This window comes from Burkholderia sp. THE68 (genome assembly GCF_009938265.1).
In the GTDB taxonomy this organism is placed as follows: Bacteria; Pseudomonadota; Gammaproteobacteria; order Burkholderiales; family Burkholderiaceae; genus Caballeronia.
The window spans coordinates 1,829,587-1,848,937 of record NZ_AP022315.1; the positions used below are offsets into that span (position 1 = coordinate 1,829,587).

Sequence of the window (19,351 nt, forward strand, 5' to 3'; positions counted from 1 at the left end):
ATGACCATTTGCAACGGTCGGGCCGCGCTGCGCGCGCTGGTGGCTGCTGCTGCGTTGTGCAGTGCGGCATTGATCACAGCGAGCCCCGCGCACGCGGCGCCCGACGCGAAGTTCGTGCTGATCAGCCACGCGCCCGACTCGGATTCGTGGTGGAACGTGATCAAGAACGCCATCAAGCAGGCCGACGAAGACTTCAACGTGCAAACCGACTACCGCAATCCGCCCAACGGGGATATCGCGGACATGTCGCGTCTGATCGAGCAGGCCGCCGCGCGCAATTACGACGGCGTCATCACCACCATCGCGGACTTCGATGTCCTGAAGAGCTCGATCAACAAGGTCACCGCGAAGAAGATTCCGCTCGTGACGATCAACTCCGGCACGGAAGAGCAAAGCGCGCAACTGAACGCGATCATGCATGTCGGCCAGCCGGAATATGTCGCGGGCAACGAGGCCGGCAAGAAGGCCAAGGCCGCGGGCGTGAAGTCGTTCCTCTGCGTGAACCACATCGCGACCAACACGGTGTCGTTCGATCGCTGCAAGGGCTTCGCGGATGCGCTCGGTATCGATTACAAGGCATCGACCATCGACTCCGGTCAGGATCCGACGGAAATTCAGTCGAAGGTCTCGGCCTATCTGCGCAACCATCCGGACACGCAGGCGATCCTCACGCTCGGACCGACGCCCGCCTCGGCGACGATCAAGGCCGTCACGCAGATGGGCCTGCAAAACAAGCTCTATTTCGTGACCTTCGACTTCTCCGACGATATCGCGAAGGCCATCAAGGACGGCACGATCAAGTTCGCGATCGACCAGCAGCCGTATCTGCAAGGCTATATCCCGGTGGCCGTGCTTTCGATCGTGAAGAAGGAGCACACGACCGATCCCGCGAAGATCCGCCAGCTCCTCGAAGCGAATCCGAAGTTCAAGGCGCGCCTGGAAACCTACGGATTGCAGCCGTCGTACGGACCGAAGAACATCCGCTCGGGTCCGGGTTTCATCACTCAGGAAAATCTCGACAAGGTCGTGAAGTACGCGGGTCAATATCGCTGATCCCGGCCTGACCTGCTTCGGGCGGCAACGCTAGAGCCGCCCGCTTTTATCAGCCTCCAACGTCGCTTGCTGCGTCCCTTCGCGGACGCGGCGGGGACGCGCGCATCGGTACTACATCGAATTCAAGTCTCAAGGAGCCATCATGGGCGTAGCCGGCAAGCACTTTCCTCCTCACGTGAACCCTCAGCAGGACAACGCCGAGGCACCTGACCAGGCAAAGCCCTCGGATGAGCGCGTGCGCCAGCAATCGTGGTTCGGCCATCTGTTGAATCGCCCGGAATTCGCGGCGATTTCCGGCACCGTGCTCGTGTTTCTGGTGTTCGGCTTCAGCGCCGGTTCGTCGGGCATGTTCGCGCTCGACGGCGTGATGAACTGGTCGCAGGTCGCCGCCTATCTCGGCCTGCTCGCGGTCGGCGCGTGTCTCTTGATGATCGCGGGCGAGTTCGACCTGTCGATCGGCTCGATGATCGGCTTCGCGGGCATGATGGTCGCGCTGCCCGCGGTCTACTTCCACTGGCCGATCTCGCTGTCGATCCTGTTCGCCTTCGGGACGTCGATGCTGCTCGGTGCGCTGAACGGCTATCTCGTGATGAAGACGCGCCTGCCCTCGTTCATCGTCACGCTCGCATTCCTGTTCATCCTGCGCGGCCTGACGCTTGCGCTGTCGATCATGTTCGCGGACCGCACCATCATCTCCGGCGTCGGCGATCTCGCGCAGAACGATCCGATCGCCAACACGCTCTTTCATGGCGTCGCGTTCCACGGCCTGTTCACCTGGCTCGCGCACATGGGCATCGGCAAATTGCTGGACAGCGGCCAGCCGCTCGTGCCGGGCATTCCGAAAGTCATCATCTGGTGGTTCGTGCTCGCGGCGATCTGCGCGTTCGTGCTCGCCAAGACGCGCTACGGCAACTGGATTCTCGCGGTCGGCGGCGACGCCAATGCCGCGAAGAATGTCGGCGTGCCGGTCAAGCGCGTGAAGATTTCGCTGTTCGTGCTGACCGCGTTCTGCTCGTGCCTGTTCGCCGTGCTGCAGGTGTGCGATATCGGTTCGGCCGCGGCCGACCGTGGTCTGCAAAAGGAATTCGAAGCGATCATCGCGGCGGTCATCGGCGGCACCTTGCTGACGGGCGGTTATGGCTCGGTGGTCGGCGCGTGCTTCGGCGCGCTGATCTTCGGCGTCGTGCAGATCGGCATCACTTATACCAACGTGAGTTCGGACTGGTTCCGCGTGTTCCTCGGCGTGATGCTGCTGCTCGCCGTGCTCTTCAACCACTACGTGCGCCGCCGCGTCTCGCAAGCTCAATAAGCGGAGAACCGACATGAACGACGACAACATCCTCGCGCTCGAGAACGTCAGCAAGTTTTTCGGCAAGGTGATCGCGCTGAACGGCGTCACCTTGCGGCTGAAACGCGGCGAAGTGCATTGCCTGCTCGGCGATAACGGCGCGGGCAAGTCCACGCTCATCAAGACGCTGGCGGGCGTGCATGCGCCCTCTTCCGGCGACTATCTCGTCGATGGCGAACCGGTCCATTTCGACTCGCCGAAAGAAGCGCTCGATCTCGGCATTGCGACCGTGTATCAGGATCTCGCGCTCGTGCCCTTGCTGTCGGTCGCGCGCAACTTCTTCATGGGCCGCGAGCCGCAGAAGAAGCGCTTCGGACTCTTCAGCGTGATGGATCTCGATCTCGCGGCCGTCACCTCACGCAACAAGCTCGCGGAAATGGGCATCAACGTGCGCGATCCGCATCAGCCGATCGGCACGATGTCCGGCGGCGAGAAGCAATGCCTCGCGATCGCCCGCGCGATTCACTTCGGCGCGCGCGTGCTGATTCTCGACGAACCGACCGCCGCGCTCGGCGTGAAGCAGAGCTTCAACGTGCTCAAGCTCATCCACAAGGCGCGCGAAAAAGGCATCTCGGTGATCTTCATCACGCACAACGTGCACCACGCGTATCCGATCGGCGATTCGTTCACGCTGCTCAATCGTGGCCGCTCGATGGGCACTTACACGAAGGACACCATCAGCAAGAACGAAGTGCTCGACATGATGGCGGGCGGCGCCGAAATGCAGCAAATGATGAGCGAACTCGAAGGCGCGACGATCTGAGGACTTCACAATGACACAACACACGCACTCCCGCTTTGCGCCGGATCGCCCGCTCGACATCATCTGCCTCGGACGGATCGCCGTCGATCTGTATGCGCAGCAGGTCGGCGCGCGGCTCGAAGACGTGGCCACGTTCGCAAAGTATCTCGGCGGCTCGTCGGCGAACATCGCGTTCGGTTGCGCGCGGCTGGGCCTGAAATCGTCGATGCTCGCGCGCGTCGGCAATGATCACATGGGGCGCTTTCTCACCGAAACGCTCGAACGCGAAGGCTGCGACACGAGCCATCTGCGCATCGATCGCGAGCGGCTCACCGGACTCGTGCTGCTCGGACTCGAAGACCGCGATACCTTTCCGCTCGTGTTCTATCGCGAGAACTGCGCGGACATGGCCGTCGACGAAAGCGATTTCGATGAAGCGTATATCGCGTCATCGAAGGCGTTGCTCATCACTGGCACGCACTTCTCGACCGAGCAGGTGAACCGCACGAGCCGGCGCGCGCTGGATCATGCGCGACGCAACGACGTACGCACGATTCTCGACATCGACTATCGGCCCGTGTTGTGGGGCTTGACGGGCAAGGCGGACGGCGAGACGCGTTTCATCGCGAATGAAGGCGTAACCGCGCACTTGCAGCGCATCCTGCCGTTGATCGATCTCGTCATCGGCACCGAAGAAGAGTTCCGCATCGCGGGCGGCAAGGACCATCTGATCGATGCGCTCGCGATGGTCCGCAAGGTCACGAGCGCGACGCTCGTCGTGAAGCGCGGGCCGCTCGGCTGCTCGATCATCGAGGGCGCGGTGCCCGCTTCCATCGACGATGCGCCGATTCACGGCGGGGTCGAAGTGGACGTGCTCAACGTGCTCGGCGCGGGCGACGCATTCGCGTCCGGCTTCCTGTCGGGATGGCTGCGCGACGCGCCGCTCGAAGCCTGTGCGCAGACGGCGAACGCATGCGGCGCGCTGGTCGTGTCGCGTCACGGCTGCGCGCCCGCGATGCCCACGCCCGCCGAACTCGATTACTTCCTCGACGCCGCGCGACAAGACCCCGTACGCATGCGCCGCCCGGACCGCGACGCGACGCTTGCGCGGCTGCATCGTGTGAGCCCGAACCGCACGCAATGGAATGAAGTGCTCGGCTTCGCCTTCGATCATCGCAACCAGTTCTTCGATCTGGCGCAGCAAACGGGCGCGAGCGAGGCGCGCATATCGACGTTGAAGAATCTGTTCGTCGAAGCCGTCGCGCAGACGGAGAAGGAACTCGGGCTCGCAGGGCGCATAGGCGTGCTGGTCGATGATCGATACGGTCAGGACGCGTTGAACGCCGCGACCGGGCGAGGCTGGTGGATCGGACGGCCGGTCGAGTTGCCCGGCTCGTTGCCGCTCGTGTTCGATCATGGCCGCTCGATCGGCACGACGCTGACGCAATGGCCGCGCGAACACGTCGCGAAATGTCTCGTGCAATATCACCCCGATCATCCGCACGACGTGCGTCTCGAACAGGAAGCGCAACTGCGCGCGCTCTACGACGCCGTGCAGGAAAGCGGTAACGAACTGCTGCTCGAAGTGATCGTGCCCAAGAACGGTCCGCCCGTCGATGACGACACTGTGCATCGCGCGTTGAAGCGTCTTTATAACCTCGGCATCTACCCGGAATGGTGGAAGCTCGAAGCGATGAGCACCGAACAATGGCACGCGATCGACGCGCTGATCGCGGAGCGCGATCCGTATTGCCGCGGCGTCGTGCTGCTCGGACTGTCGGCTGGCGTCGAGCAGTTGCGCGATGGCTTCAAGGCGGCGGCATCTTCGAAAACATGCAGGGGCTTCACGGTCGGGCGCACGATCTTTCATGAGCCGAGCCATGCATGGCTCGCCAACGAGATCGACGACAAAGAGCTGATCGCACGCGTGCGCCGCACGTTCGAAGCCTTGATCGGCGCGTGGCGCGATGCGCGTTCCGCCTCGCACGTGGAAAACCATCAGGTCAAACAGGAGCAGGCCGCATGAACCAGCGTGCAACGCAAACTGAAACTGCCGTGAGTTCCACGATTCGACTGACCACGGCGCAGGCTGTCGTGCGCTATCTCGCAGCGCTGCGTACCGAACACGGCGAGCCGCTGTTCGGCGGCGTCTTCGCGATCTTCGGGCACGGCAACGTCGCGGGCCTCGGCGAGGCGCTGTATCGGCATCGCGATGTATTGCCGACGTATCGCGCGCACAACGAGCAGGCGATGGCGCATAGTGCGATCGCGTACGCGAAGGCGCATATGCGGCGGCGCATGATGGCCGTGACGACCTCCATCGGGCCGGGCGCGACCAACCTCGTGACGGCGGCCGCGCTTGCGCATGTCAATCGCTTGCCGGTGTTGCTGCTGCCGGGCGATATCTTCGTCTCGCGCGCGCCGGACCCGGTGTTGCAGCAAGTCGAGGACAGTCACGATGGCGGCGTGTCCGCCAACGATGCGTTGAAGGCGGTGTCGCGCTATTTCGATCGCATCGTGCATCCCGCACAACTGTTGAGCGCGTTGCCGCGCGCGATCCGCGTGCTCACCGATGCGGCCTTGTGCGGCCCCGTCACGCTCGCGCTGCCGCAGGACGTGCAGGCGATGGCGTTCGACTACCCTGCTTCTTTCTTCGAGCCGCGCGTCGTCGAATTTCACGCGCCCGCGCCAATTGCGAGCGAGATCGAGCGCGCGGCGACGATGCTGCGTGAGGCGCGCGAGCCGTTGATCATAGCGGGCGGCGGCGTGCTGTACGGCCTTGCGACCGATACGTTGCGCGGTTTCGCGCACAAGCACGGCATTCCGGTGGCGGAAACGCAGGCGGGCAAAGGCGCCTTTGCATGGGACGATGCGTTGAACGTCGGCGGCATCGGCGTGACGGGCGCATCGGCTGCGAACGAGCTCGCGCATGCGAGCGATTGTGTGCTGGCTGTCGGCACGCGTCTGCAGGATTTCACGACCGGATCGAACACGCTCTTCACGCAGGCGCGGCTCATTGCGATCAACGCCAATCCGTTCGATGCGCTGAAGCAGGACGCGGTCGCCGTGCAGGCCGATGCGCGTCTCGCGCTCGCTGCGCTGTCCGCAGCGCTGGGCGACTGGCGCGCGTCGCCGCAATGGACGACGCGTTCGCATCGGCTCGCGAACGACTGGCGCGAGACTGTCGCGCATGTGACGAACACGCCTGTTGCCGATGGCCTTCTGCCGCGCGAAGCCGATGTCATCGGCGCAGTGCAGCGCTCCGACGATGCTTCGGCGGAGAACGACATCGTCGTGTGTGCGGCCGGCACGCTGCCCGCTGACTTGCAGAAGCTGTGGCGCACGGGGAAACCGGGTGGCTATCACGTCGAATATGGCTATTCGTGCATGGGCTATGAGATCGCGGGCGGTCTCGGCGTGAAGCTCGCACGGCCCGAGCGCGAGGTGATCGTGACCGTCGGCGACGGCAGCTATCTGATGATGAATAGCGAACTTGCCACCTCCGTCATGCTCGGCGCGAAGGTGATCGTGGTGCTGCTCGACAATCGCGGGTTTGGTTGCATCAACCGGTTGCAGCAGGCGTGTGGCGGCGCGCCGTTCAACAATCTCATCGACGATTGCAAGCAAGGCGCGCATGGTGCGCCGCAGATTGATTTCGCGATGCATGCGCGATCGCTGGGCGCCTTGTCGGAGCATGTGGCCAACGTGGACGAACTTCAGGCCGCGATGACGCGCGCGCGCGGCGCGGATCGTAGTTATCTGATCTCGATCGACACTGATCCTGCGAGGCCGACTGAGGAAGGTGGATGGTGGTGGGAAGTTGCCGTGCCCGAGGTGTCGGACCGCGCGGCGGTGGTCGTGGCTCGTGGGGAGTATGAGCGGGCTATCGAAGCTCGAGGCTGAGGTGGCTCTGCCTTTCCATGGATTTCACAAACGCAGGCGCGTAACGTAAAACAGGAACCACCGATGCCACTGAACGTCCGCATAGGAATCAACCCACTGTCGTGGATGAACGACGACCTCCCGTCCCTCGGCGGCGAGACGCCTTTGTCTAAAGCACTGACGGAGGGAAAACAGATAGGTTATGAAGGCTTCGAACTGGGCAACAAGTTCCCGCGCGAACCACAAGCGCTTAAAACCTTGCTCGCGCAATACGATCTGGCGTTGGTCTCCGGCTGGTACTCCGGCAGGCTCGCAGAACGCAGCGCGGAAGAGGAAATCGAAGCCGTAGCCCCTCACCTCGACCTGCTCGCGAAAAACGGCGCAACCGCGATGGTCTACGGCGAAGTAGCCAATTCGATCCAGGGCGCTCCAAAACCACTCTACCAACGTCCGCGCTTCTTCTCCGATGCACAGTGGAATGAATACGCTGACCGCCTGAACCGCTTCGCCGAATTCACGCTCTCACGGGGCGTGCGCGTGGCCTATCATCATCACATGGGCGCGTATGTCGAAACGCCTGCGGATGTCGATCGCCTGATGGCCCTGACGAACGATGCAGTCGGACTGCTGTTCGACGCGGGTCACATCACCTTCGCGGGCGGCGACGCGCTGACTGTGCTGCAGAAGCACATCGCACGCGTATGCCATGTGCATTGCAAGGACGTGCGCCCGGACATCGTGAAGCTTGCACGCAACCGCAACTGGAGCTTTCTCGATGCGGTCATCAACGGCGCGTTCACCGTGCCGGGCGATGGCGCCGTCGACTATCCGGGCATCATCGCGTGTCTCGCGAAGCACGATTACGCTGGCTGGCTCGTCGTGGAAGCCGAGCAGGACCCGGTGATCGCGCCGAGCTATGCCTATGCCGACAAGGGCTATCGCACCCTGCGCGCACTCGTCGACGGAACCTTCAAGGAGGCAGCATGAGTCTGCTAGTGAAAGCATCGCGCGAAGGACAAACCATTGCGCGTGTCACGCCCGAATCGGCGGGCTGGAAGCATGTCGGCTTCGCGGCGTATCGGCTCGATGCGGGCGATGTCGTGCACGTGTACGACGCGGATCGCGAGAGCTGCATCGTCGTGCTGACGGGCACGGTGAGCGTCGAAGCGGGCGACGAGCATTATCAGTCGATCGGTTCGCGCGACAGCGTGTTCGAGGACGCCGCGCCGTCTGCGGTCTATGTGCCGCCGAAGCTCGCCGCGATCGTGCGTGCGGAGCGCGATGCGCAGATCGGCGTGGCGAGCGCGCCCGCCAAGGGCGAATATCCGCCGCGTCTGATCGAGCCATCGCAGATGAAGCGCTCGACGCGCGGCAGGGACGCGAATACGCGCTACGTATGCGATATTCTTCCGCAGACCGAAGCGGCGGAGTCGCTGCTCGTCGTCGAAGTACGTACGCCGGGCGGGCACGCGTCGAGCTATCCGCCGCACAAGCACGACAAGGACAATGTGCCCGTCGAGAGTTCGCTCGAAGAGACGTACTACCATCGGTTGAATCCGCCGCAAGGCTTCGCGTTTCAGCGGGTCTACACCGACGAGCGCGATCTCGACGAGACGATGGCCGTCGAAGATCACGATGTCGTGATGGTGCCGCGTGGGTATCATCCGGTCGTCGTGCCGTATGGCTACGATAACTACTATCTGAACGTGATGGCAGGCGATAAGCGCACGTGGCACTTCAAGAACGATCCGAAGCATGAGTGGATCGTGGAGCGGGATAGCAAGGCTTCGACCTAGAAGGTTTTCGGCAGGATTATCGCCGGATCCCGTGTTCGTGTCGGTCTATTAGCACTGCCCCTGTGCGGGGCGGCAGTCACTTTCTTTGCTGCTGCAAAGAAAGTAACCAAAGAAAGCAGCTCGAAACGCCCACGGTCACACGCAATTTGGCCACTATTCTCGTTGTTCGTGGCGTCTGTAGCGAGTGCCCTCGTAGGCCATCTCGGGCGTGGACCGCGCACGGTCTGACTAGCTAGTTGTTTAAGCGCGCGGGTTCAGCACGAAATAGCTTCGGCACAGCGCTGCGCGCTGCCGTCGGGTATGCAAGGGGAACCTACGAGAAAAGAGAAGCGCAGAAGCCTACGCAGACCCGATTGACCCATCGGCCGCGTAGCGGGCCGGAGCCATTTCGTGCTGAACCAGTCTGTTATGTGGTGCGATGTTTCAGACCGTGCGCGGTCCAAGCCCGGTCTGGCTTTTGAGGGCACTCGCTACTGCTGTGCCAAGACCGATCGCCTGTGCCGCGGCCGGCGTGAAGTACTTTGGATGGGGATAGCTGTTTCTTTGGTTACTTTCTTTGCAGCAGCAAAGAAAGTGACTGCCGCCCCGCACAGGGGCAACGCTAATAAACCGACACCCTAACGGGATCCGGCGACAAGATACATAACACGCTCTAACCTATCGAAAGCCAATCACGCATGACGCGCTCGTCCGTCGCGAGCGCCTCCATCGCCCCATCGAACTGAATCGCCCCGTGCCCCATCACCGCGACGCGCGCATCGAGCGTGCGCGCGATCGTCAAACGCTCTTCGATCAGCAGCATCGCGACGCCGCGTTCGCGCAGCGTCGCGAGACACGCGGCGACTTGCGCAAGCACTTGTGGCGCGAGCCCCTCGCCGGGTTCGTCGATGACGACGAGCGACGGATCGCCCGCCAGCGTGCGCGCAAGCGCGAGCATCTGCTGCTCGCCGCCCGACAGCGCACCCGCTTTCACCGACGCGCGTTCTTCGAGCACGGGAAACAATCGATACGCATCGCGCAGCGAAAAGCGCGAGCCCTTTCTCTCACCGAGCACCAGGTTTTCTCGCACCGTGAGCGCGGGAAACACGTCACGCGTTTCAGGCACATAGCCGATCCCCAACCGCGCGATGCGATGCGGCCGCAAACCAACGAGCGCGACATCCCGATAGCGCATCTCGCCCGCGCACCGCACGAGGCCCATGATGGCCTTCGCGAGCGTCGATCGTCCCGAGCCATTGCGCCCGACGAGCGCAACCGCTTCGCCTTCGCCGATGCAAAGATTCACGCCATGCAGCACCTGCGCCGCGCCATACCACGCACGCAAATCCTCGATCCGCAGTTGCGCGCTCATGACGCCGCCCCGCCGAGATACGCTTCCCGCACGTCCCGATTCGCACGGATCGCGGCGGGCGCATCGGTGGCGATCACGCGTCCTTGCACGAGCACCGAAATGCGGTCCGTGAGATCGAATACGGCATCCATGTCATGCTCGATCACCAGCAGCGTGCGACCTTGCGTCGTCGCGCGGATCAACGCGAGCGCGCGCGTCGCCTCCGCGCGATTCATGCCGGCGGTGGGTTCGTCGAGCAGGATCAGCGGCGCATCGGTGGCGAGCGCGATGCCGAGATCGAGCGCGCGCTGCTCCGCATAGGTCAGGCGCGCGGCGGGTTCATCCGCGCGCGAGGCAAGCCCGATGGCAACGAGCATCGCGTGCGCGCGTTCGTCGATTCGTCGCGACGGCAGCCATCGGTCGATGAGGCGCGACGAAGTTGCACCCAGTGCCGCGCAGCGCAGGTTATCGATCACGGATAGTCCGCCGAATACGCTCGTCGTCTGGAAGCTGCGCGCAAGCGAGCGGGAGACGCGCTGCGGCGCCCTGCCCGTGATATCTATTCCGTTTGCGACGATGCGTCCGTCATCCGGCCGCGCGCGCCCCGAGATCAGATCGAAGAGCGTGGACTTGCCCGCGCCGTTCGGACCGATGAGCGCGTGCCGCTCGCCCTGCGCGACGTGCAGATCGACGCCCCGCAACACGCGCGTCGCGCCGAAGCGTTTGACGATGCCGTGCAGTTCGAGCGCGGCGTTCATCGCGCGGTCCTCGTGCTTCGCGCGAGCCACAGGCCCAGCAACGCGCACGGCACGGCGATGAGCCACGCACGCGCATCGCTTCGTCCGGCATAGAGCGCTTCGACCGACACGACGACCGTGACGCTCCAGACCATCGCGCTGAACGCGCCGATGCAGAGCGTTCGCATATCGCGTCGAAGCAAACCCGCGACGCCTTGCGGCGCGGCGATCACGACCCACATGAAAAAGAGCCCGAGATACATCGGCCACGCGGCGCTCACGCTCGCCACCGCAACGCTGAAGAACGTCAGCAGCACCGCGCCGATCATCGGTCCGAAGAATGTCCCCGCGCCGCCGATCACCGTCGCGACGAGCACGCTCGTCGAACGCGCCAGCCCCACGCTTTCCGACGACACCAGTTCGACGTTGATCAGCGCCAGCACGCCCGCGATGCCCGCGAAGAACGCCGACACGACGAGCATCGTGAAGCGCACGCGACGCGGCGCGAAGCCGATCGACGCGGCGCGCGCGGGATTGTCGCGCACGGCGTTGGCGAGGCGGCACATCGGCGTGCGCGAGAAGGCGAACATCGCGAGCGCCGATGCGACACACCAGCACGCGATCAGCACATAAGCCTCGCGCAAGGGCCCGAAGGTCCACGCGAAGAGCGGAGGTCCGCTCGCGCGATCGATCGCCACGCCGCCCTCGCCGCCGAACCAGCCGGGCACGAGCCACACGCACGCGGCGACCAGTTCGCCGATGCCGAGCGTGATCATCGCGAACGACGTGCTCGCGCGCTGCGTCGAGATCGCGCCGAAGACGATGGCAGCCAACATCGCGACGAATCCGCCGATCAATGGCAACAGCGGCAACGGCACGCCGAAGCGATTGAACGCATGCGCTGCGGCGAATGCGCCGAGACCCGAATACACGGCGTGGCCGAACGAGAGCAAACCGGTTTCGCCGAGCAACAAGTTGTAGGAGAGCGCGAACACAATGAGCGTCGCGGTCTGCGCGAAGTACGCGAGCAACCACGATTGATCGGAGAAGAGCGGCGGCAGCGCGAGCGCGGCAATGAGCGCGAGAAATCTAGGCATCGCGCGTGCGCTCGCCGAAAAGCCCGCGTGGACGCGCGGCCAGCATCGCGACGAGCACGAGATAGGGCAGCACGGGCGCGAGTTGCGCAACCGTCAGCGCGCTCCACGCGAGCGGCAGCGTCACGCCGAACGCTGCGGCGATGCTGCCCGCCGACGCGCTCGCTCCCACCGCGAAGGTCTGCACGCAACCGATCAGAAGCGACGCGACGAGCGCACCGCCCAGCGACCCGAGCCCGCCGATCACGACGACGACGAACACGATCGGGCCCATCGCATCGGCCATCGCGGGTTCGATGACGGCGAGCGGCGCGCCGATCACGCCACCGAGCGCGGCGAGCGCGGTCCCGACGCCGAAGACGGTCGTGAATACGCGCGGCACGTCATGGCCGAGCGTTTCGACGGTAGCGGGATGCGTGAGCGCCGCGCGCACGACGAGGCCCGTTTTCGATGTGCGCAAGACGAGCCAGAGCGCGCCGAGCATAAGGATGGCGATCGACATCATGAACACGCGATAGCGGGCGAACGACGCGCCGTACAGCGTGAAGAGCGGACCGTCGAGCACGCGTGGAATCGTCGCGGGCAACGGCCCGAGTCCCCAGAAGAGTTTCACGCCCTCGCCGATCACGATGGCCGCGCCGAACGTGAGCAGCATCTCCGCGAGCGCGCCGCGCGCATGCACGCGTCTCAGCAAGCATCGCTCGAACAACGCGCCCACGATGCCGACGACCACCGGCGCGACGATCAACGCAAACCAGAATCCGCCATGCGCGGCGAGCGCCTGCCCGACGTACGCGCCGAGCATATAGAAACTCGCGTGCGCGAAGTTGAGCACGCCGAGCATCGAGAAAATCAGCGTCAGGCCCGCCGACAACATGAAGAGCAGCAATCCCACGCTCACGGCGTTGAGCAGACTCACGCAGAACCACTGGAGCAAGACGCGACCCTCAGCCGGTGATGAGCGGCTTCAGCGCATCGACGAGCGGCGCGGGCAGCGGCACTGGCCTGCGCGTCACGCGATCCACGTAGACATGCACGAAATGCCCTTGCGCGGCGGCGACGTCCGAGCCTTGCGTGAAGATCGCCACTTCATAGCGCACGCTCGTGTTGCCGAGCTTCTCGACGCGCAAACCCGCCTCGATCGGTTCGGGAAACACGACCGGCGCAAAGAAATTGCAGCGCGTCTCGACGACGAGGCCGATGGTTTCACCCTCATTGAAATCGAGCACGCCCGCGCGCAGCAGATACTCGTTCACGACCGTGTCGAAATAGCTGTAATAGACGACGTTGTTGATGTGCCCATACACGTCGTTGTCCGACCAGCGCGTGCTGATCGCGAGAAAGTGCGCGTAGTCCGCGCGCCGCGTGGGTACGGGTTTGGTCATTCAGAGCGACTCCGTCAGCATGCGCCGATAATCCTCCGCGCTCGCCTCGCGCGGATTCGTCTTGTGGCAATGATCCGCGAGCGCGCCTTGGAAGGTGTGCGGGCATGTTAGGAGCGGCGCGGCGAGCGTGTCAATCGGGGTTCAGCGCGGTTCGCAAAGCGCGCGCACCTCGTCGGTGAAGCGCTCGACGGTTTCCTGCTTCGTGTCCCACGCGCACATCAGACGGCAGCCGCCCGAGCCGATGAACTGGTAGAAGCGCCAGCCCTTCGCGCGCAGCGCCGCCGCGACGTGCGCCGGCAGCTCGGCGAATACCGCGTTCGATTCGGGCTTGAAAAGCAGACTCACGCCGGGAATCCCGACGAGGCGTTCGGCCATCAGCCGCGCCATCGCGTTGGCGTGGCGCGCGTTGCGCAGCCACACGTCGTTGTCGAGCAGGCCGAGCCACGGCGCGGAGATGAAGCGCATCTTCGATGCGAGCTGCCCCGCCTGCTTCAGGCGATACGCGAAATCGGCGGCGAGCGCCTTGTCGAAAAACACGACCGCCTCGCCCACCGGCAAGCCGTTTTTCGTGCCGCCGAAGCACAGCACGTCGACGCCCGCGCGCCACGTGATCTCCGACGGATGCACGTTCAGTGTCGCGACCGCGTTGGCGAAACGCGCGCCATCCATGTGCACTTTCAGATGCCGGCGTTTGGCGACCGCCGCGATCGCGCGAATTTCCTCGACGGTGTACACGGTGCCGACTTCCGTCGCCTGTGTGAGCGCGACGACCTTCGGCTTCGGATAGTGGATGTCCGCGCGCTTCGTGACGAGTTCCTCGATGGCGTCGGGCGTGAGCTTGCCGTTCTCGCCCTTCGCAGTGAGCAGTTTCGAGCCGCCGGAGAAGAATTCGGGGCCGCCGCATTCATCGGTTTCGATATGCGCGAGTTCGTGGCAGATCACCGAGTGATACGACTGGCAAAGCGAGGCGAGCGCGAGCGAATTCGCGGCCGTGCCGTTGAAGACGAAGAAGACTTCGCAATCGGTCTGGAACAGATCGCGGATGCGGTCGCAGACTTGCGCGGTCCACGAATCATCGCCGTAAGCGGGTTCGTGGCCGCTCGTGTTGGAGTTGATGAGCGCTTGCAGCGCTTCAGGGCAGATGCCTGCGTAGTTGTCGGAGGCGAAGTGCTGGATCGGGTCCGTGGGCGCTGTCATGGGATCGCTGTGATGGCCTGTCGTGAACGAGGCGCGCGCGACGGTGTAGCGCCGCGCGGCCGGCAATCCGGCCATTCTAGCGGCTCGGACCGGCGCGCGTGGTGGCGTCGCCGGCCCGCCCGAACGACTACTTGCTGTCAGGCGCGCTCGCCGCGTTGGCCTGTTGCGCCTTCTTGTCCTTCTTGCTGGCTTCGTGATGGCCGATCGCGCAGCCGCCCACCGCGCCCGCCGTGCCGTGCTTGCCCGCAACGTGCCCCGCCACGCCGCCGACCGCCGCGCCCTCGATGCAGCCCTTCGCCTGCGCGACGCCGGTCGCGGCGAGCATCGCCGAAGTCAGTACGATCATTGCGATTTTGCGATTCATGATGCATCTCCCCTTTCTGGTTGAAATGCTGGGAGCGTTGCACGCGGTGTGCCTGACAGGCTGTAAAGAAAAACGGCCCGATCCGAAGAGATCGAGCCGTTTCCTCGAAGGACGAACGAACGATTAAAGCTGCTGCTGAACCCAGCCCGTCACGCCCGCGAGCGCGGCCGGCAGATTGGCCGGCTCGGTGCCGCCCGCCTGCGCCATGTCCGGGCGACCGCCGCCCTTGCCGCCGACCTGCTGCGCGACGAAGTTGACGAGCTCGCCCGCCTTCACCTTCTTCGACGCATCCGCCGTGACGCCGGCGATCAGGCTGACCTTGCCGCCGTCCACCGAGGCGAGCACGATCGCCGCGCTCTTGAGCTTGTCCTTCAGCTTGTCGACGGTCTCGCGCAGCGTCTTCACGTCCGCGCCTTCCAGTTGCGCGGCGAGCACTTGCACGCCGGACACATCGACGGCTTGCGACACGAGTTCATCGCCCTGGCTCGCAGCGAGCTTCGACTTCAACGCGCCGAGTTCCTTCTCCAGCGACTTCACATGCTCCTGAACCTGCGCGATACGCTGCGTGAGTTCCGAAGGCTGCGCCTTCAGCACGCCCGCCGCCGCGTTGATGCGTTGATCCAGCTCCTGCACGTAACGCACGGCGTTGTCGCCGGTGATCGCTTCGACGCGGCGAATGCCCGCCGCGACGCCGCCTTCCATCACGATCTTGAAGAAGCCGATATCGCCGGTGCGCTGCACGTGCGTGCCGCCGCACAGCTCGCGCGAAAAGCCCAGATCGAGCACGCGCACGGTGTCGCCGTACTTCTCGCCGAACAGCGCCATCGCGCCGCCCTTCACCGCATCGTCGTAAGACATCACGCGCACGACGCCCGGCGCATTCGCGATGATCTCGTTGTTCACGATCTGCTCGACGCGGCGGATGTCGTCATCCGTCATCGGTGCGTTGTGGGCGAAGTCGAAGCGCGTCTTGTCGGCATCGACGAGCGAGCCTTTCTGTTGCACGTGGCCGCCGAGCACTTCGCGCAGCGCCTTGTGCATCAAATGCGTGGCCGAGTGATTGCGCGCGGTGCGGGCGCGGCGAATGGCGTCGATTTCCGCCTTCACGACATCGCCGACCTTGAGCGTGCCCTGCTCGACCGTGCCGTGATGACCGACGACATCGGCCTGCACCTTCAGCGTATCCGCGACGGCGAAGCGCACGTTCGCGTTCGCGAGCACGCCCTGATCGCCGACCTGACCACCCGATTCCGCATAGAACGGCGTGTGATCGAGCACGACGACCGCCTGCTGGCCGTCCTTCGCTTCCTTCACCGATGCGCCTTCGACATACAGCGCGAGGATTTTCGCGTCGTCGAAGATTTCCTTCTCGTAGCCGTGGAAAGTCGACTTCGCGCCCGAGTATTCGAGGCCCGCCGCGATCTTGAACTTGCCCGCCGCGCGCGCCTGATCGCGCTGACGCGCCATCGCGTCGTCGAAGGCGGGTTCGTCGACGGTCACGCCGCGCTCGCGGCACACGTCCGCCGTGAGATCGAGCGGGAAGCCGTAGGTGTCGTGCAGCTTGAACGCGAGTTCGCCGTCCAGTTGCTTGACGTTCTTCTTTTCCAGATCCGCGAGTTCGCCTTCGAGAATCGACATGCCGTGTTCGATGGTCTCGAAGAAGCGCTCTTCTTCCTGACGCAGCACGTCAGTCACGCGTTGCTGGGCATCCGTGAGTTCCGGATACGCCGCGCCCATTTCCGCGACGAGATCCGCCACCAGCTTGTGGAAGAACGCGCCCTTCTTGCCGAGCTTGTAGCCGTGACGGATCGCGCGGCGCACGATGCGGCGCAGCACGTAGCCGCGGCCTTCGTTGCCGGGGATCACGCCATCGACGATCAGGAACGAGCACGCGCGGATGTGATCGGCGATCACCTTCAGCGAGTTGTTTTCCAGATCGGCGGTATTCGTTTCGCGACCCGCAGCCTTGATGAGCGTCTGGAACAGATCGATCTCGTAGTTGCTGTGGACGTGCTGCAGCACGGCGGCGAGACGTTCGAGGCCCATGCCGGTATCGACGCACTGCTTGGGCAGCGGCGTCATGTTGCCTTGGGCGTCGCGGTTGAACTGCATGAACACGAGATTCCAGATCTCGATGAAGCGGTCACCGTCTTCCTCAGGAGATCCCGGCGGGCCGCCCCAGATTTCCGGGCCGTGATCGTAGAACACTTCCGAGCATGGGCCGCAAGGGCCGGTGTCGGCCATCTGCCAGAAATTGTCCGACGCGTAACGCGCGCCCTTGTTGTCGCCGATGCGGATGATACGCTCGACCGGCACGCCGATTTCCTTGGCCCAGATGTCGAAGGCTTCGTCGTCTTCCTTGTAGACGGTGACCGTGAGCTTTTCTGCCGGCAGGTTGTACACCTTGGTCAGCAGTTCCCAGCAATAGTGGATCGCGTCGCGCTTGAAGTAATCGCCGAACGAGAAGTTGCCGAGCATCTCGAAGAACGTGTGATGGCGCGCGGTGTAGCCGACGTTCTCCAGATCGTTGTGCTTGCCGCCCGCGCGCACGCTGCGCTGTGCGGTGGTCGCGCGCGAGTACGGACGCGATTCGCTGCCCAGGAACACGTCCTTGAACTGGACCATGCCCGAGTTGGTGAAGAGCAGCGTCGGATCGTTGCCGGGCACGAGGCTCGACGAACGGACGATCGTATGGCCCTTCGATTCGAAGAACTTCAGGAATTTCTCGCGTATTTCGGCGGCTTTCATGGCGTACGGGGCGTGTCTTCGGTTCTTTGATGGTGCCCGCGGGCGGCTCGCGACGAGTCTGGGCCGGCGTGGCAAGGGTGATTGTCGATTATACGGGATTCGCCGCGTGCGGCCGGGCGCGCGGGCGGCTCAGGTATCGCGCGAGCGGCGGTTCTGTGCGACATTCGCAGTCCGGAGACAATTTGAGCGAGCGAACCGACGAATGGGAGCCTTGAGCCATATCCGCGTGCTGGACCTGACCCGCGTGCTGGCGGGACCGTGGTGCGCGCAGACCCTCGCCGATTTCGGCGCGGACGTCATCAAGATCGAGCGGCCCGAAACCGGCGACGACACGCGCCACTGGGGCCCGCCGTACCTGAAGACGCCCGGCGGCGAGGACACGCACGAGGCCGCGTACTATCTCGCGGCGAACCGCAACAAGCGCTCGGTGACGGTGGACATCGCCACGCCGGAAGGCCAGCAGATCGTGCGCGAGCTGGCCGCGCAAAGCGATGTCGTGCTGGAGAACTACAAGGCCGGGCAACTGAAGAAGTACGGGCTGGACTACGAATCGCTGAAAGCGGTGAAGCCGGACCTCGTCTATTGCTCGGTCACCGGTTTCGGGCAGACGGGGCCGTACGCGCAGCGCGCGGGCTACGATTTCATCGTGCAGGGCATCGGCGGCTTCATGAGCATCACCGGCGAGCGCGACGGCCAGCCCGGCGGCGGACCGCAGAAAGCGGGCGTGGCGATCGCGGACCTGATGACCGGCATGTACGCGACCATCGGCGTGCTCACCGCCCTCGCGCACCGTGACCGCACGGGCGAAGGGCAGTACATCGACATGGCGCTGCTGGATGTGCAGGTCGCGATGCTCGCCAACATGAACACCAATTTCCTCGCGAGCGGCAAGCCGCCGGTGCGCTGGGGCAACGCGCATCCGAACATCGTGCCGTATCAGACCTTCCAGACGAGCGATGGCTGGATCATCGTCGCGGTGGGCAACGACGGGCAGTTCCGCAAGTTCGTCGAAGTGGGCGGACGCGCGGAACTCGCGGACGACGCGCGCTTTGCGGCAAACCCGTCGCGCGTGCGCAATCGCGACATTCTGGTGCCGATTCTCGCGGACATGGTCCGGTTGAAAGGCAAGCACGAATGGATCGCTGAACTCGAAGCCGCAGGCGTGCCGTGCGGCCCGATCAACGATCTCGGCGAAGTCTTCGAGGATCCGCAGGTGCTCGCGCGCAAAATGCAGATCGAGTTGCCGCATCCGACGGCCGGTGCCGTGAAGCTCGTCGCGAGCCCGATCAAGATGAGCGCGACGCCGCCCGAAGCGCGCACGCATCCGCCGCTATTGGGCGAGCACACGACGAGCGTGCTCGCCGACGTGCTCGGCTACGACGACGCGAAAATCGCGCGTTTGCGGGCGTCGAAGGCCATCTGAGCGGATATCAACGGACGCCGGCGCCGATCAGCCCGCCCGCCGCCGCACCCGCGACGGTGCCGATCGGGCCGCCGGTGACCAGATAGCCGAGCGCGCCGCCCGCAGCCGCGCCGACGCCAGCGTGCGCCTGCTGGCGCGAGACGTTCGCGCAGGCTGCGAGGCTCGACACGAGCGCGGCTGCGGCGGCGAACTTGAGCGTCGTGATGGCGATCTTCTTCATGATGGGCTTCCTTGTATTGTTGTGATGCCGAT

At 64.3% G+C, this 19,351-nt stretch carries 17 protein-coding genes; 8 read left to right on the forward strand and 9 right to left on the reverse strand.

What is annotated here, in order from left to right; translation table 11 throughout:
- From BTHE68_RS08650 to iolB, 7 genes are all read left to right on the forward strand, one after another.
- Complete coding sequence (locus tag BTHE68_RS08650) at positions 1–1,053, forward strand: sugar ABC transporter substrate-binding protein (RefSeq protein ID WP_162065977.1); 1,053 nt, start codon at positions 1–3, stop codon at positions 1,051–1,053.
- A gap of 142 nt (positions 1,054–1,195) precedes the next feature.
- Positions 1,196–2,362 (forward strand): ABC transporter permease, encoded by a 1,167-nt coding sequence (locus BTHE68_RS08655; RefSeq protein WP_162065978.1) that lies wholly within the window; start codon positions 1,196–1,198, stop codon positions 2,360–2,362.
- Between the two features lie 13 nt (positions 2,363–2,375).
- Complete coding sequence (locus tag BTHE68_RS08660; RefSeq protein WP_162065979.1) at positions 2,376–3,164, forward strand: ATP-binding cassette domain-containing protein; 789 nt, start codon at positions 2,376–2,378, stop codon at positions 3,162–3,164.
- 10 nt (positions 3,165–3,174) lie between these two features.
- Positions 3,175–5,169, forward strand: a complete 1,995-nt coding sequence (locus BTHE68_RS08665; RefSeq protein WP_162065980.1) for a bifunctional 5-dehydro-2-deoxygluconokinase/5-dehydro-2-deoxyphosphogluconate aldolase — start codon at positions 3,175–3,177, stop codon at positions 5,167–5,169.
- Positions 5,166–7,046: a 3D-(3,5/4)-trihydroxycyclohexane-1,2-dione acylhydrolase (decyclizing) gene (iolD, locus tag BTHE68_RS08670; protein WP_162065981.1), complete on the forward strand. Its 1,881-nt coding sequence runs from the start codon at positions 5,166–5,168 to the stop codon at positions 7,044–7,046. Before BTHE68_RS08665 ends, iolD begins: the two co-directional genes overlap by 4 nt.
- Positions 7,047–7,109: 63 nt before the next feature.
- Positions 7,110–8,012, forward strand: a complete 903-nt coding sequence (gene iolE / locus BTHE68_RS08675; protein ID WP_162065982.1) for a myo-inosose-2 dehydratase — start codon at positions 7,110–7,112, stop codon at positions 8,010–8,012.
- Complete coding sequence (iolB, locus tag BTHE68_RS08680; RefSeq protein WP_162065983.1) at positions 8,009–8,821, forward strand: 5-deoxy-glucuronate isomerase; 813 nt, start codon at positions 8,009–8,011, stop codon at positions 8,819–8,821. Before iolE ends, iolB begins: the two co-directional genes overlap by 4 nt.
- 652 nt (positions 8,822–9,473) lie before the next feature.
- Here the strand turns inward: iolB and BTHE68_RS08685 are convergent.
- The 8 genes from BTHE68_RS08685 to alaS all read right to left on the reverse strand — a co-directional run bounded on the left by BTHE68_RS08685 (position 9,474) and on the right by alaS (position 17,676).
- Positions 9,474–10,172 (reverse strand): ABC transporter ATP-binding protein, encoded by a 699-nt coding sequence (locus BTHE68_RS08685; protein ID WP_162065984.1) that lies wholly within the window; start codon positions 10,170–10,172, stop codon positions 9,474–9,476.
- A complete protein-coding gene (locus tag BTHE68_RS08690; protein ID WP_162065985.1) occupies positions 10,169–10,909 on the reverse strand; it encodes an ABC transporter ATP-binding protein in 741 nt (246 codons plus the stop codon). The genes BTHE68_RS08685 and BTHE68_RS08690 overlap by 4 nt, the downstream gene beginning before the upstream one ends.
- Complete coding sequence (locus tag BTHE68_RS08695) at positions 10,906–11,985, reverse strand: branched-chain amino acid ABC transporter permease (RefSeq protein WP_162065986.1); 1,080 nt, start codon at positions 11,983–11,985, stop codon at positions 10,906–10,908. Before BTHE68_RS08695 ends, BTHE68_RS08690 begins: the two co-directional genes overlap by 4 nt.
- On the reverse strand, positions 11,978–12,859 hold the full coding sequence (locus tag BTHE68_RS08700) for a branched-chain amino acid ABC transporter permease (protein WP_232077934.1): 882 nt from the start codon (positions 12,857–12,859) through the stop codon (positions 11,978–11,980). The genes BTHE68_RS08695 and BTHE68_RS08700 overlap by 8 nt, the downstream gene beginning before the upstream one ends.
- Positions 12,860–12,929: 70 nt before the next feature.
- Positions 12,930–13,367: an acyl-CoA thioesterase gene (locus BTHE68_RS08705; protein WP_162065988.1), complete on the reverse strand. Its 438-nt coding sequence runs from the start codon at positions 13,365–13,367 to the stop codon at positions 12,930–12,932.
- Between the two features lie 141 nt (positions 13,368–13,508).
- Positions 13,509–14,543 (reverse strand): threonine aldolase family protein, encoded by a 1,035-nt coding sequence (locus BTHE68_RS08715; RefSeq protein WP_162066835.1) that lies wholly within the window; start codon positions 14,541–14,543, stop codon positions 13,509–13,511.
- A 148-nt stretch (positions 14,544–14,691) separates the two neighbouring features.
- On the reverse strand, positions 14,692–14,928 hold the full coding sequence (locus BTHE68_RS08720; RefSeq protein WP_162065989.1) for a hypothetical protein: 237 nt from the start codon (positions 14,926–14,928) through the stop codon (positions 14,692–14,694).
- Between the two features lie 123 nt (positions 14,929–15,051).
- A complete protein-coding gene (gene alaS / locus BTHE68_RS08725; RefSeq protein ID WP_162065990.1) occupies positions 15,052–17,676 on the reverse strand; it encodes an alanine--tRNA ligase in 2,625 nt (874 codons plus the stop codon).
- 202 nt (positions 17,677–17,878) lie between these two features.
- On the opposite strand from alaS, the gene BTHE68_RS08730 reads away from it, so the two are divergent.
- Positions 17,879–19,099, forward strand: coding sequence for a CaiB/BaiF CoA transferase family protein (locus tag BTHE68_RS08730; protein ID WP_162065991.1), 1,221 nt, complete (start codon positions 17,879–17,881; stop codon positions 19,097–19,099).
- Positions 19,100–19,106: 7 nt separating this feature from the next.
- On the opposite strand, the gene BTHE68_RS08735 is transcribed toward BTHE68_RS08730, so the two are convergent.
- On the reverse strand, positions 19,107–19,319 hold the full coding sequence (locus BTHE68_RS08735; protein ID WP_041730537.1) for a hypothetical protein: 213 nt from the start codon (positions 19,317–19,319) through the stop codon (positions 19,107–19,109).
- Between the last annotated feature and the right edge of the window lie 32 nt (positions 19,320–19,351).